The sequence below is a fragment of the Eudoraea chungangensis genome (assembly GCF_029360665.1).
GTDB lineage: Bacteria > Bacteroidota > Bacteroidia > Flavobacteriales > Flavobacteriaceae > Eudoraea > Eudoraea chungangensis.
In genome coordinates, this window is the sequence record NZ_JARDUB010000006.1 from 367,282 (window position 1) to 381,729 (window position 14,448).

Annotated in this window: 14 protein-coding genes; 4 read left to right on the forward strand and 10 right to left on the reverse strand. The window is 39.0% G+C overall.

Going from position 1 to position 14,448, the window contains the following annotated elements:
* The first annotated feature begins 47 nt into the window (after nt 1-47).
* Nucleotides 48-956, forward strand: a complete 909-nt coding sequence (locus PXG98_RS14470) for a DUF6268 family outer membrane beta-barrel protein (protein WP_276392211.1) — start codon at nt 48-50, stop codon at nt 954-956.
* A gap of 8 nt (nt 957-964) precedes the next feature.
* Here the strand turns inward: PXG98_RS14470 and PXG98_RS14475 are convergent, their stop codons facing one another.
* Nucleotides 965-3,259, reverse strand: coding sequence for an FdhF/YdeP family oxidoreductase (locus PXG98_RS14475; protein ID WP_276392213.1), 2,295 nt, complete (start codon nt 3,257-3,259; stop codon nt 965-967).
* Nucleotides 3,260-3,499: 240 nt separating this feature from the next.
* Between PXG98_RS14475 and PXG98_RS14480 the strand changes: the two genes are divergently transcribed.
* Nucleotides 3,500-4,720: a multidrug effflux MFS transporter gene (locus PXG98_RS14480; RefSeq protein WP_276392215.1), complete on the forward strand. Its 1,221-nt coding sequence runs from the start codon at nt 3,500-3,502 to the stop codon at nt 4,718-4,720.
* 101 nt (nt 4,721-4,821) lie between these two features.
* Here PXG98_RS14480 and PXG98_RS14485 read toward each other — a convergent pair whose 3' ends face one another.
* A complete protein-coding gene (locus PXG98_RS14485; RefSeq protein WP_276392218.1) occupies nt 4,822-8,061 on the reverse strand; it encodes a WD40/YVTN/BNR-like repeat-containing protein in 3,240 nt (1,079 codons plus the stop codon).
* Nucleotides 8,062-8,283: 222 nt separating this feature from the next.
* Complete coding sequence (locus PXG98_RS14490) at nt 8,284-8,640, reverse strand: hypothetical protein (protein ID WP_276392220.1); 357 nt, start codon at nt 8,638-8,640, stop codon at nt 8,284-8,286.
* 131 nt (nt 8,641-8,771) lie between these two features.
* Between PXG98_RS14490 and PXG98_RS14495 the strand changes: the two genes are divergently transcribed.
* A complete protein-coding gene (locus tag PXG98_RS14495; protein WP_276392222.1) occupies nt 8,772-9,722 on the forward strand; it encodes a TerC family protein in 951 nt (316 codons plus the stop codon).
* A 6-nt stretch (nt 9,723-9,728) separates the two neighbouring features.
* Here the strand turns inward: PXG98_RS14495 and PXG98_RS14500 are convergent, their stop codons facing one another.
* Nucleotides 9,729-10,073: a hypothetical protein gene (locus PXG98_RS14500; RefSeq protein ID WP_276392224.1), complete on the reverse strand. Its 345-nt coding sequence runs from the start codon at nt 10,071-10,073 to the stop codon at nt 9,729-9,731.
* Nucleotides 10,074-10,237: 164 nt separating this feature from the next.
* Nucleotides 10,238-10,585: a hypothetical protein gene (locus PXG98_RS14505; protein WP_276392225.1), complete on the reverse strand. Its 348-nt coding sequence runs from the start codon at nt 10,583-10,585 to the stop codon at nt 10,238-10,240.
* Nucleotides 10,586-10,721: 136 nt separating this feature from the next.
* Between PXG98_RS14505 and PXG98_RS14510 the strand changes: the two genes are divergently transcribed.
* Nucleotides 10,722-11,228 (forward strand): YceI family protein, encoded by a 507-nt coding sequence (locus PXG98_RS14510; protein WP_276392226.1) that lies wholly within the window; start codon nt 10,722-10,724, stop codon nt 11,226-11,228.
* 1 nt (nt 11,229) lies between these two features.
* Here PXG98_RS14510 and PXG98_RS14515 read toward each other — a convergent pair whose 3' ends face one another.
* From PXG98_RS14515 to PXG98_RS14535, 5 genes are read right to left on the reverse strand one after another with little or no spacing between them, the layout of a single operon-like run.
* Entirely contained in the window at nt 11,230-11,670 is a 441-nt protein-coding gene (locus tag PXG98_RS14515; protein WP_276392228.1) for a hypothetical protein, read from the reverse strand.
* 4 nt (nt 11,671-11,674) lie between these two features.
* Nucleotides 11,675-11,926 (reverse strand): acyl carrier protein, encoded by a 252-nt coding sequence (locus tag PXG98_RS14520; protein WP_276392229.1) that lies wholly within the window; start codon nt 11,924-11,926, stop codon nt 11,675-11,677.
* A gap of 6 nt (nt 11,927-11,932) precedes the next feature.
* Complete coding sequence (locus PXG98_RS14525) at nt 11,933-13,207, reverse strand: beta-ketoacyl-[acyl-carrier-protein] synthase family protein (protein WP_276392231.1); 1,275 nt, start codon at nt 13,205-13,207, stop codon at nt 11,933-11,935.
* Nucleotides 13,204-13,653 carry a 3-hydroxyacyl-ACP dehydratase FabZ family protein gene (locus PXG98_RS14530; protein WP_276392233.1) on the reverse strand — a complete coding sequence of 150 codons (450 nt, stop codon included), beginning with the start codon at nt 13,651-13,653 and terminating at the stop codon, nt 13,204-13,206. The genes PXG98_RS14525 and PXG98_RS14530 overlap by 4 nt, the downstream gene beginning before the upstream one ends.
* Before the next feature lies 1 nt (nt 13,654).
* A complete protein-coding gene (locus PXG98_RS14535; RefSeq protein WP_276392235.1) occupies nt 13,655-14,440 on the reverse strand; it encodes an SDR family oxidoreductase in 786 nt (261 codons plus the stop codon).
* Nucleotides 14,441-14,448: the final 8 nt, after the last annotated feature.

Sequence of the window (14,448 nt, forward strand, 5' to 3'; positions counted from 1 at the left end):
TATATTAGTAGATAATAGGTATCTTGAAGTCTAAATAACTAGACCTTTTGAAAAAATTACAAGTTGCCCTTATACTCCTGGTATTCGGTGCTTTTTGTTCCGCACAGGACTATATAGACATCGGGAAATTCTATGTTTCTACTACCCCACGAAACAGTTTTAACGAAGAAAATGCCGGTAGTACAGCCGTGCATGAATTTGGACTGCAAATAGATTTTCCTATTGTAATAGATAGTCTTAACACCTTACTGATAGGTGGTTACGGCTATCGAACAGATGTGCGTCTAGATCCTTCCATCCCGGATTTCTCCCAACTATACATCGTAGGTACTAAAATTGGCTGGAATCAGGTATATTCTAAAAAATGGAGCGCCACTTACCTGCTTTTTCCTAAAATGGCAACAGATTTCTCTAGTGGGTTCCGACGGGGTTTTCAATTCGGAGCACTGGCCCTGTTTAAGAAAACAAAGACAAAAAAACTGGCCTATTCTTATGGTCTTTTTTACAATAGTGAGGAATTTGGTCCTTTGATAGTGCCTATTTTAGGGATTTACTATAAAAGTCCAAATAACCGTCTAGACCTAACCATCTTACTCCCGCTCTTGGCAGATCTTAATTATACACTGGGCAAAAGAACCAATATCGGTGGTAATTTTGATGGTATTGGGAATTCGTTTGCCATCTCCCAGCCTGGTTTTACCAATACCTATGTAAACCGAAATACAAATGAACTCTATTTCTATTTTGAATACGAGCTCACCCCTTCCCTAAACATCCGATTTAAAACGGGTTATACCTTCTTTAGAAATTACCGTATTTATGAGGAAGACGACAAGGTAGACCTCTCTATTTCCTCTATTTATTTGGGAGACAACAGAACTATTTTAAATACAGATTTTCAGGATGGCTTTGTTTTTAAAGCGGTTTTACGCTACCGATTTAACCTGCCTCAATAGCTATAGCATTACTTTATAACACGTATTCTAACAGACTTACTTATAGGTGTTTTACTCTTATCAGCATAGTGGTTATACGGAACCAGTCCATTGGTTTCAGGAAAATAGGCTGCAACATCGCCTTCCGGAATCTGATAGGGAACTATTTTAAAGTTATTAGCCCTTCGTAATTGGTTATCATAAAGACTACTCAAATGTACTATAGCTCCTTTTTCTAATCCTAGTTTATCCACATCTTTCGGATGCATAAAGAGCACTCTTCGTTCATTAAACACCCCTCTGTATCTATCATCCATACCGTAAATGGTGGTATTAAACTGATCGTGAGAGCGAATCGTCATCAACATAAACTCATCTTCTGCCAAATTATGGTCTGGCAGACCAGTAATAGAAAGCTGCGCCTTCCCTCCTGGCAGCCTGCTAAAATCTAAGTCTCTTACGTTATTAGGCAAATAATAGCCGACTCCTTTCGACTTTTGGCTGGTATTCTCAAATCCTTTTACTACCTTGTCTATAAGCTCTCTTATTTTGTTATAATCTTCCCCAAGACTTTTCCAATCTACTGTATGCCCATCTTTAAAATAAGCTCGAGCAATTCCTGTAACGATGGCGACTTCACTTTCTAAAGTATTGGATGGAGCTTTTAAAACCCCTTTAGACCACCTAACACGTCCCATACTATTTTCGGTGGTTACAAAGTTATTCTGCCCCCCTCCTCTTTCCTTCTCAGATCGGCCATAAGTTGGCAATAAAAGAGCCTTCTTTCCGGTAACCAAATGACTTCTGTTTAATTTGGTACTCACCTGAATGGTAAGGCTACATTTTTGTAAAGCTTCTGCCGTATAATCGGTATCGGATGCTGCCATTAAAAAGTTCCCCCCCAAAGCCATAAAAACGGAGGCCTTACCATCGTGCATTGCTTTTATAGACCCCACAACGTCTACCCCCTCTTTTTCTGGTGCCTGAAAACCCAGATGTTTTTGGATACGATCGTTAAACTCCTTATTTACATAATGCATTATACCCACAGAACGATCTCCCTGTACATTGCTATGCCCTCTAACCGGACAGGTACCAGCAAAAGGTCTTCCAACAGCTCCTTTAAGCAGTAACAGATTTACGTACTCTTTTATGGTTTCTACTCCATTTTTATGCTGTGTAAGACCCATAGCCCAACAAACCACAATCTTCTGTTTTTTAGCCAAAATGGAAACCACCTGATTAATAATACTCTCTTTTACCCCACAAAGCGCCAGTAAATCGGTTGTAGCATACTGCTCTAGGTTGTTCAGCAACTTCTCCTTGCCGTCTACATAGGTATCTAAGAAATCATGATCAAAAACACTAGCATCTAAAGCGTCTAGTTGCGCAAGTTTTTTTAGGATGACTTTCATTAGCGGAATGTCTTGATTTATCCTAACAGGCAGATGGTAGTCGGCAATAGCGGTGCCTGAACCTAACAGACCTTTTGCCGTTTGCGGGTTGCGAAAATGTACCAATCCGGCTTCTTGTAAAGGATTTATGCTAATTACTACGCCCCCATTCTGTTTACACTTTTCCAGGGCAGACAACATTCGCGGATGGTTAGTACCTGGATTCTGGCCAGCAACAATAACTACCTCTGCACCATACAAATCTTCCAACTTAACAGACCCCTTCCCTATTCCCAAAGTTTCTGAAAGCGCTACCCCACTAGATTCGTGGCACAAATTGGAGCAGTCGGGCATATTATTGGTTCCGAGTGCTCTGGCGAACATTCCGTATAAGAAAGCCGCTTCATTGCTGGAACGGCCGGAAGTATAAAAAATAGCTTCATTCGGATGCTCAAGATTTCGCAGTTCCTCCGCAATAATTTTGTAGGCCCTGCCCCAACTAATAGGTTTATAATGTATTTCCCCTTCATCTAGAAATAAAGGTTCCGTGATTCTTCCATAAGCATTTATTTGATAATCGGTCTTAAGAGATAGTTCTTCCACAGAATTCTGAGCAAAAAACCGATGATTTATATGTGACAGTGTAGCCTCATCCGCCAAAGCTTTAGCTCCATTTTCACAATACTCCCCAAGTTTAGAAGGCTCTTCAGGATCTGGCCAGGCGCAGCTTGGACAATCAAAACCATCCTTCTGATTCATCTGCATTAAAGTCCGCATGGCGCGTACTACCCCCATTTCCTTAAAACTGTGCTTCATGGCAGCAGCTATCCCAGCTTTCCCGGCAGCATAAGTAGGAGCCTCCTTCACTTCTAAGGATAAAAAATCTTCTGGTCCACGAACACAAATATTTCTTTTATAACTATTTTTCATTATTTATCTAAAGTATCACTTTAATTAAAAACTATTGTATTTCTAGCACTGCAGAAGCTTTAAAATTTTGGGTATTTATGCCATTAGTACGGCGCATGGAGTAGTTTTTTCAATTCCTCTCTAAAATACAACTTAAACCAATAAGGGACCAAGACTAAGCTCCGCTTAATAATAATTTAAATATGACATCTTCTCTTTCTTAGTGCCGCCTGTTTTAATGGATTGATGTACTTTTGGCGAATGTCTGTAGAAAAGAAATCCCAGGTAGAATTTGTAGCTCTTATGGCTGCGCTAATGTCTATTGCTGCCTTGGCTTTAGATGCATTGCTACCAGCGCTAGATATAATTGGACTTTCTGTGGGGGTTACCAATCCTGCACAAAACCAGCTGTTAATAACACTTTTCTTTCTTGGACTTGGAACCGGGCCCTTGGTATTTGGACCCATTTCAGACAGCATCGGTCGTAAACCAGTAGTTTATATGGGTTTTGGGCTTTTTATTATTGCCAGTTTAATCTGTGTTTATTCCCAAAGTCTCGAAGGCATGATTACAGGCAGAATTCTACAGGGAATTGCCTTATCGGCCCCCAGAACTATTAGTATTGCTATGATTAGAGACCTGTTTAATGGGAACTATATGGCGAGAATAATGTCTTTTGTTACTGTGGTCTTTATTTTGGTCCCAATTGTTGCCCCAGCCATGGGGAAATGGGTTCTTGACCTGTCTGGATGGAAAGCTATTTTCCACGTACAATTGTTTTTTAGCATCTTAGTCTGTATCTGGTTTTGGAAAAGACAAGCAGAAACTCTGGAGGTGCGAAATAGAGTCTCTTTTAAAGGAAGGGTATTTGTAGAAGGCTTTAAAGAGCTTATTAATTATAGGCAAACCATGCTTTTTACTCTAATATGGGGCTTTATTACCGGATCGTTCTTGGTCTATCTAAGTACCTCTCAACAAATATTTCAAGAGCAATATGCGCTTAAAGAATCCTTCCCCTATATTTTTGCTGCTTTGGCAATAACCATTGGTACAGCTACCTTGCTCAATGGTACTTTGGTTTTAAAATTCGGCATGCTCCGTCTGGTTACCATCTCTACCATAGCCTATGCGGCCGTAGCTTCAACCTATGTAGTATTATTTTCTAGTGGGGAAAACCCACCTTTCTGGATACTCCTTCTTTTTTGTGGTTTACAATTTTTTGCGGTGGGCTTTATTTTTGGCAACCTAAGAGCATTGGCCATGGAACCTGTAGGACATATTGCGGGTATAGGAGCAGCAATTACCGGTTTTCTTGCCACCCTTATGGGCGTTGCTATATCTACCTTTATTGGCCGATATGTAGAAAATAGTGTACTTCCCATGTTTATTGGTTTTATGGTATGTGGCCTTATGTCCTTACTAATCTTGTCCTATTTTTACTTCCAAAGAAACAGAGCGCAAAGAACATTTTTAAGCAACTAACTTAAGGTCTTAGATCTACCCTATTTTTTAAGAAAGAGCATAAAAAAATGCGTATCTCTCGATACGCATTTTAAATATAACTTTTAGATGATAATTATTTTCTAAGGCTTCAACAAACCTTGTCCTTCTACCCAAGGAGCACCCGCTGCTTTCATTTGCGACTCCAAAGCAGGAAGTTCCGAGTTTACAAATCCGGACAACTTGGATTTTACACCAGAAAGTTGTCTTTTCGCGGTCTCTAGGGCAGCTTTATGATTCGCTGTTGGTCCATAGGTACTTGTTTTTAAAGCATTACTCGCAACAGATCTTCCGGTGTCGGGATTTGGAGCATCACGTTCTCCTATCTCTCCTTTGGCCTTGTTGCCATTTAAATCAGAATCCAGACCCTGTAAGAGGGTTTTGGCCTCGTAAAGCTTTTCAGCCAATGCTGGTGATGGTGACTTTGCCTTCAAAAAGGCCCTCTGCATGGCGTTTACCTGTAACTGACTTTTTTTCAAGACATCTTTGGTGCCTTTTAAGTCTTGCTGAAACAACTCAAAATTCTCTCTAAAGGCAATAATATCCTCATAAGAAGCTCCTTTTAAAGCCCCTTCTGCCAACGGTACCACCTTAAACGACTGTTCCGTACTTAATGCCGTTAGTTTACCATCAACCATTTTCCACAATTGAACACTATATTCTCCAGGTGTGGCTCTGGTATAATTAGAATCCCAACTATTTTGTGTAGTAGAAACCTTTAAATCTTCCCCACTTCTATCAGCAATATCTAAAGCCCAGTTTACCCGGTTATAACCTTTCTTATTAGTGCCTTTTACCACTTTTACAACCTCACCCTTACTATCTTTAACCGTTAAAAGGAAGGAAGGTGCTTCCTGAAGCTTTTCGGCTTCTAAGGCCTCCCATCCTGGAAAAGGAATGTTGGTCTTTCCTTTCTCTCCAGTCTTTCTAACAGAAGATAAAGAGGCTATGGAATCTTTCAGGTAGTACGTAAATATTGCTCCATATGGAGGGTTTTTAGCCGCGTACTGGTTACTGCCCTGCGCATATCTTGCAGATTTTGGAACATACCAATAGGCAGGCTTTACTTGGAACAGGTGAGCCTCTTCCTCTTTTATTGTTTCAAAGTCTCTTAATGGGGCTATATCATCCAAAATGTAAAATCCTCTACCAAAAGAAGCAGCCACCAAATCGTTTTCTCTTCTCTGAATAGTTATATCTCGAATTGGAATGGTTGGTAAACCAGAATTTAAAGGCATCCATTTAGCCCCTCCATTAGAAGTATAATAAACTCCATTCTCCGTTGCAGCAAAGAGCAAATCTCTCTTTACATGATCTTGTACCAACCTCCAGGTAAGCAAATTCTTAGGAAGGTTTCCATTCATTAAAGACCAGCTACGACCCTTATCAATACTTTTAAGAAGATAAGGCTTGTAATCTCCCGATTTATGATTGTCTAAGGCTGCATATACTACGTTAGCATCGAAAAGATCTGCTCTAACATCATTTACAAAAGGTCTGGCCGGCAGGCCTTTTACAGAGCTCAATTCCACTTTTCTCCAATTCGCCCCACCATCTTCAGACACCTGAATAATACCGTCATCAGTCCCCGCATATAGTAAACCCTCTTGCTTCGGGGATTCTGCCAAAGAAGTAATGGTGTTATAATTAGACATTGCTAAGACATCCCAGGCATTGTCCCAACTCTGTTGTCCTCCCATGATTGGCAAAGCCAAGCGCTCTTCATTTCTTGTTAGATCTGCAGATACGGCAGTCCATTCATCTCCTCTGTTTTCCGACTTCCACACACGTTGTGAAGCAAAATAAAGTCGTGTAGGTTTGTGTGGACTTACCAAGATAGGCGCATCCCAGTTAAATCTCTCCGACGGTTCTCCAAAGCCAGCCTGTGGCTGAATTAAGACGGTCTCCCCTGTAGTCTGGTCTACTCTCCATAAACGCCCCTGCTGGTACTCACCATAAGTGATATTTGGATTTCCAGGTTCAATCGCGGACTGGTGCCCGTCAGCTCCAAGAGTAATCCACCAATCAGAATTTAGGATACCCGCCTCATTTCTAGTCCTAGAAGGTCCTCCATGAGAACCATTGTCTTGTGTACCTCCGTAGATGTTGTAAAAAGGAGCCGAATCATCTACTGCAACCTTATAATATTGTGTTATGGGCAAATTAGATACAAACTTCCATGTTTTGGTATGGTCAAAACTCTCATATAGTCCGCCATCTGTACCAAATAGAACGTAGTTAGGATCGGAAGCTTTAAAAGCCATGGCATGGCTATCCACATGCTTACCTTTTTCATTCATATTTTCAAAAGTCTTCCCGTGATCTTCTGAGACTTTTACGTAGTTATTCATCAAAAACAATCTTCCCTCCTTGTGCGGGGAAGCATATAATTCCTGATAGTAATGTGGTCCTGTACCTCCAGAAACGGTATTGGATTGTTTAGTCCATGATTGTCCTGCATTCTCTGAGATAAACAAACCACCTTTAAGTCTTTCCGTTTCTATAGCTGCATAAATAGTTTCATTGTTAAAAGGGCTCATGGCTAAACCTATTTTACCTAGGTTTTCATCTGGGATACCAGTAGTTAACTCTGACCAAGTCTCACCACCATCTATACTTTTATGTAAACCAGAACCTGGTCCGCCACCAAGATAGGCGGCAACAGTTCTATGACGTTGCCAGGTCGCTGCATAGAGTATATCAGGGTTCTTGGGGTCAATCAACAAATCGGTTGCTCCGGTCCACTCTTCATCTCCTAAAGTCTTGGTCCAGTTTAAGCCACCATCTACTGTTTTATACACGCCACGTTCTCCGCCTTTACTCCATAAAGGTCCTTGAGCAGCCACCCAGATTGTATTAGAATCTTCTGGATGCACAATAATAGTTGACAAATGTTCAGATTTATTAAGACCCATATTTGTCCACGTTTTACCGTCGTCATGACTAACATAAATACCATCGCCATAACCTACATGCCTACCACCTACATTTTCCCCGGATCCTACCCAAATAGTACTGGGATTACTGGGGTCTAAGACTATGGAGCCGATAGAATAGGTCGTTTCTTTATCGAAAATCGGTTTCCAAGTTGTACCTGAGTTAACCGTTTTCCAAACGCCACCGGAGCCCACAGCGATATACCAAACGTTCTCATTCTCGGGATGTATTGCAATATCTGCAATTCGGCCTGAAGTAAAAGCAGGGCCAATGCTCCTAAAAGCAAGACCTGCCATAGGATCTTTTGGTTTCTCCTGAGCAGAGATATTTAATAAAAAGGTAAGGGATAATAAAAGGGTAATGGGGGAATACATTTTTAATTTCATATGGTTATTTTTAGATTCTCGAAAATACATTAAAATTGTAATTCACAAAATTTAGAATCCTTAATAAAATGCTAATTTTACATACTTGCAGAGGCTTTCGTTTAGGACAATAGACAAACTATCGAAGGGAAACCAAAGATCCTTAAGAAGAAATCGAAGTTTATATTAATATATTAACTATTTATTAAAGTAATAAATAGTTAATAGTTAATTATTAAATAGTTACTGAAGAGTTTTACGTAGTTTTTTGTATTCCTTGAATTGTTTAGGTTCTAGGATAGATCCCATAAAAGCAGTTTCTTGTTCTCTAAGCTTTGCCAAGGACTTCTTCTTTTCTTCTTCAGAGGCCGCGCTCGCCATAATTTCCTTAGACAAAACAAGATTATCGTTAATTGAATTATACATGGATGCGGCTTGTTCAACGGTCATTCCCAGCTCAGCCTGATAGGCTTTCACCAATTCTACTGCTTTTTTCTCCTCTGGAGTTTTAGGAATTAGTTGTCCAGAAGCAAAATTTATACAACACAGCACAACACAAATGACTAAGAGGTACTTGTTTGGCGATAGAATCATTTTCATAAATATTATAATTATGAAACAAGATAAGGATTTTATTGTCTATTATGGAGCAACCATCTACATCATATTAAAACTTCAAAGATCATTTTCTTTTCAGAACGATTCTTATATTCGTAGACTAAACTCGTTTTATGCTGATCTGGGGATTATTCCTTATTCTGGTTTTTGTTTTTTTGGCATTAGATCTTGGTGTTTTCAATAAGGAAGACCATGTTATAAAGTCAAAAGAAGCCGGTATCTGGACCGCCATATGGTTTACAGTCGCCATGAGTTTTAGCGGGGTGATTTATTGGTTGTTCGCAGAGGGACTTATAGATAATCCAACAGACTTAAGTCCGGGAGATGCCGTATTAAAGTATATAACTGGTTATTTAATTGAATTGTCTTTAAGTATCGACAATGTGTTTGTTATAGCGGTAATATTCACAGCATTTGCTATTCCTCCAATTTACCAGCACAGAGTTCTGTTTTGGGGAATACTTGGGGCTATTGTTTTTAGAGGATTAATGATTCTTTTTGGGGTCACTTTAATTAATAGGTTCGAATGGATTATTTATGTGTTTGGTGTATTTCTATTGTATACAGCTTTTAAAATGCTACGTTCCGATGAATCTAATTATAATCCCAAAGATTCTTTTGTATTTAAGCAAATTAAGAAAGTGTATCCTATTACTTCGGTCATCAACAGTCATGATTTCTTTATTCGGAAAATGGGATTATTGGTTGCCACTCCCCTCTTCGTTGCCCTTATAATTATTGAGATTACCGATGTTATGTTTGCCCTGGACAGCATCCCTGCAATACTAGCTATTACCTCGGACCCTTTCATCGTCTTTAGCTCTAATATTCTGGCAATCCTGGGCCTTCGATCTATGTATTTCCTTGTATCCAGAATGCTTAGCAAATTCCGCTATATTCATTATAGTTTAGTAGTAATACTTGCCTTTGTTGGTATTAAAATGATTATTTCACATTATATCCATATAAAAGAATGGATTTCTCTTTCTGTGATTGTAGGTTCTTTGTTAGCAGGCATTGTGAGCTCTCTTCTTATTCCAGAAAAACCGAAGACTACGCAATAGGAATTGCTAATTGCCATGCATTTTTGACATCCCTATATATTCTAAGATGACTATTTCCAATTTATTATAAGACTCTAATTGCATAGAAATGAGCGATTTGGATTCTTCAAAATATATTGTTTTATTTTTTAGACCTCCTATCAATTCTCTTTGAGATTTTTTAAGCTCCATTAGGCTGGTTTTAATGACAGTCAGCCGCTCAAACAAAAGTCTTGTTTTTGGCTCACAGATATAGCTATTGAGGTTGTTCTCCAGACCTAATAAACACTTATTGTTTCTTTCAAGGCGTCTTATCAGAGCGTTTCGTTCAATATATTTGGGGGTTTCGTCCAATCTTTCAATCGCTGTCATAGACTTTGATTTAAAGGTTATTAAATCATAAAAGCATCCACAAAAGATACGAAATTAATCCCTAACCTAGCAGGAAGTTTGAATTTTAATGACAACTTAACTATTTGTTATACTTGAAGTTACATCCCCAGAGGTGTTTAAAAAATTTGTAACACCGGATGTTTTTATTCCTGAAATTCCAAATCTACCAATAGTGCTTCCCATTCAGAAGAATAAGACCCGTGTGAAATTGCTTTTAGAAGTCTTCTTTTCTTTCTTTCGGAAATACTCAAAGTATCTAAAATCAAGATCCTTCGTTTAAGACGAATAATTCTTTCAACTTTCATTTCCCGCCTCGTTGAAGCCTCTAAAACCAGGTCCCGGTCAAATTTACCCAGAATGGTGCGTTCCTGAACCTCATATCTGTCTTCTATAGAACTAAAAGTCTCTTGCTGGGCATTAGCGCCATAATGCAGAGAAGTCACAGCCAAGAGGACGATATAGGGTCCTCGAAATTTTTTAATAAAATCCATACAAAGTGTTCTTTTTTCAAGATAAGGATTCTTTTGATTTACAAACAATTAAGTTAGATATAACAAAGCTTTACCCCGTTGTATCGCAGCATATTTTTGTAAATTTCTACTATCTTTAAAAAAACTTGCGTTTTAAATGAGACTACTACTCTATTCACTTGCCTTTCTAGCATTAATCTACAACTCTTCGGATAACCAGCTTATACAAAAGGTAACAGCAGAAGTGAGGTTCGACTTTTTATCAAAACATGTGGAAGGCACAATACAGGAATTTAAGTTTTCAGGAGATATAAATTCAGAAGATTTGGAAAGTTCAATTTTTTCTGGTTCTGTGGCTGTTGAAACATTAAAAACAGGGAATTTTATTCGTGATTGGCATTTGCAAAGCAGCAAGTACTTTGATGAGGAAAAGTACCCCTTAATACGTTTTAACAGCAGCAGTGTTTCTAACGAAGGGAATATTCTAAATGTAGAGGGAAAGCTAACCATAAAAGATGTTTCCAAACCCATGCACTGGCAATTTAAGAAGGTGGGTAATTTGATCAAAGGCTCAGGAGTGATTTACACCTCTGATTTTGGAATCCATATAAAAAAAGAGAGAGAAGACAATAAGGTGGAGGTGTTTATAGAAATTAAACTATAGGCTATTCCAGTTTATCTGGAACTCCGGAGAAGTAGTTATAAATCTTGTTTACCCCCCAGTTCCCTACCGGAAAATACAGAGCAAAAAATAAAGCCATCCCCAGGGTGAAATTTCTTATTCCAAATAATTGATCCAAAATATTATCAGGATAGGCATAAGACGTTTCAAAAAAATAGCCGCCGAACTCCAGTAATCCCATCGCTATAAGCCCATAAGCGTATTGCATGTGGAAAGGAAGATTTCTGAGTACAAGGGAAATTGGGACCATATACAGTATATAACAACTAATAACCTGCCACCAATACCTGAACTTAGCGATTTCAACCTCCGCACCAAACCAGTTCATAAGACAGCCCCAAATAAAATATACCAAACAGTAGGTAAGAAGCAACTTCTTTTCTACGCGCCACTGTTCGCGTATCCAACGCATAGACTTATTCATATTTCTAGAGTTTCTTTTTGCTTTCAATTATAGCAATCACGTCGTTAGCCGTAAGCATTTTTTCGATATCATCGTTTTCCAAAACAATATCGTATGTGTCTTCCACATCTAAAACAATATCTACCAAATTCGCAGAATTTATATTTAACTCGTTTATAAAATGGCTATTGGCAGTCATGGCCTCGATTAGAACGTCATCAGGTAAATACGGCTGCACAATTTTTTTTAGCTCCTCTAGGTATTCTTGTTTTTCCATATCTAATTAGTCGGGATAAGATTTAAAAATAACACAGGCATTTACATCTCCAAAACCAAAACTTGCCTTGGCAATAATTTTTGGCTTTAATTCTATGGTTTTATGCGGAATTCTGCTTTTAGCAATGATCTGGCTAATTTCCGGATGAATATCTTCTGTATTTATATTTCCAAAAATCTTTCCTTCTTTAAACTGCAACAAGGTACCAACACACTCAACGCTCCCTGAGGCAGCTAGACAATGACCAAAAATTCCCTTAAAAGAATTTATGTATGGAAAATCGCTTCCCTTTCGATCTAATGCTTCACTCCAATTCATTATCTCTACAGGATCTTTGGAAGTGGCAGTTAAGTGTCCATTTATCGCGTCTACCTCCGTTGCACTAACACCAGCCTCTTTAAGTGCCGTAGTAATACATCTTTGTACGCCTTTATTATTAGGTGCTGTCATACTGCCTCCATTTCTTTGCCCCCCACTGTTAACAGCTCCTCCAAGCACTTCAGCATAAATAGTGGCCTTTCTCTCAAGAGCACTTTCTAGAGATTCTATAACCAGCGCTCCTGCCCCACTACCAGGCACGAAGCCGGTAGCACTCGCACTAAAAGGTCTGCTGGCTTTTTCTGGGAATGCATTAGAATTTCTTGCAAGAACCCGTAATGCGTCAAAACCACCCCAAACGTAAGGTCCGCTGTCGCTACAACTACCAACTAGCATTCTTTTGGCCTTCCCCTGGCTAATTCTATCAAAAGCCATTAAAACTCCCTCCGTTCCGGTGGTACAGGCAGAGGAATTAGTAGTTACCTGATTTCCCAATCCGAATCTTCCGCCTAAAAAGGCACTAATTCCGCTGGCCATGGTTTGTATTACCGAGGTACTTCCCAGTCGCCTTGTTTGCTTATCGTCAATAAGATGTATTGCCTCTCTAAACTTGTCTACCCCTAAAATACCTGTTCCAAAGACCACCCCTGTTTCCCAATCTACTTCCCCTGTCCTGTCAGTATATAAATCCGCATCTTTCCAGGCTTCAACACCTGCAATTACACCATACATTAAACCACTTGATTTTAAACCTCTTAACTCAAGTTTAGTAAAGTATTTATTTAAAATTTTAGTGTCTATTTTTGGGGTTCCAGATACTTGGCAACCAAAATTCAATTCCGCCAATTGCGGATTAAACTCTATACCGCTGACTCCATTTTTCAGGCTTTCACAAAAGCCTAAGAGGCTTATCCCATTCGGAGCACAAACCCCTAAACCAGTAACAACAACCCTCGCCTTCATTCTATCATTGGTTTTATAAATCCGGCTATTTCCCCCTTACATATTAACTCCTCTTTGCTAGAAAACATTTTCACTTTACACTTAAGTTTATTAAATCGAAAATAAATTTTTTCAGAAATCACTTTTACCTTTTGACCGGGGTATAGCGGTGATATAAACTCCATATTACTAGAACTAAGCGTCAGACCGGTTCCTTCCGAATTATACTCTTTGGTTTTGCCGATTAAATATAAACCTAAGCATACCAATCCTATTTGCGCACAGCATTCTGTAAGTATAACTCCGGGTGTAACAGGATTATCCTTGAAATGCCCCCTGTAAAAGTCTAATTCTTTTTTAAAAGTATACTCCCCTACTGCATTGTCTTCATCTAAATGTATTATTCTATCAACAAATAAAAACGGGGAAGTATAGGGAAGCTGCTCTAATATTTCTTTATACGCCATTTCACATTAAACTTTCGCCACCATCTACTTTGATTATGGTACCATTTATCCAATCAGCCTCGTTTAAACAAAGAATGGCCACAACATTGGCAACATCCGCAGGAGTGGTAAGTCTTTTAAAAGGATTTCTTTTTACACTTTCTTTCAATAGCAATTCGCTCTTCGGGATTTTTCGAAGAGAAGCAGTATCAGTGACTCCTGCTTGAATACAGTTAACTCGTAAACCATAGGGGGCATATACTACCGCCATATTTTTCATTAGAGATTCCAGACTTTTTTTTGCGGATGCCACGGCAGTGTAACCCGGAATGAACTTGGAGGAACCTTCACTGGTAAATGCTATCACCCTAGCCTTTTTAGAAAAAAGCTTAGCATCTACCAGGGCTTTGGTCCAGCTATAAAAACTAACAGCCATCGCATTTAGTGTCAATAAAATATCTTCACTGTTTAATTCTGGGCCATTTGAAGTGGTTATAGGTTTTACACTTCCTTTCGCAATACTATGCACCAAAACATCTATTTTAAAGGCGCCTAAACTACCTTGAATATCCGAAAGCAGCATTTTCCTATTCCCATCCTGTACGGCGTCTTTATTGTAGTTAAAAACTTCCACCTGATGTGCTTTCATCTTTTTAATTTCGGTCTCTAAAGCTTTTTTTTCAATTGCTCTATCTCTATGAACCAAGATTAGATTATAACCCTGACTCGCTAGCTTATGAGCCGTAGCAAGACCTAAACCCTTGCTGCCACCTAATATTAACGCCCACATAGTCTTTTCTTCCATCATGCAATTAC